Here is a 289-nt window from a genome sequence, read left to right on the forward strand (position 1 = left end):
GGTCAACGGGAAGCCGGTCGAGAAACAAGGCGACTATAAGGAGCTGAACGCGGCAACCCAAAAGGGCATCGACGACGTGCGCGACCTCGAAAAGCTGTCGAAATTCCGGGCCATGAGCAAGCGCCGATTCATCGTCATCGACGAGGCGCAGCAATGGCTGTCGAACGCACAGGCCGCACAGGCCGTGCTCAAGCCTCTGGAGGAACCATCCAAGGATACGACGTGGATCATCTGTTCGATGGAGCCGGAAAAATTCCAGTCCTCTACTGTCGGCCGCGCGATCCTGAAG

Annotated in this window: 1 protein-coding gene; it reads left to right on the forward strand. The window is 58.5% G+C overall.

The window, feature by feature from the left end:
- Positions 1 to 289 (forward strand): hypothetical protein (locus tag AC1RO3_RS09110; RefSeq protein ID WP_481764099.1); only part of this gene is annotated, 289 nt, incomplete at both ends.

The sequence above is a fragment of the Dellaglioa sp. CoH-57-MRSF-19 genome (genome assembly GCF_056781975.1).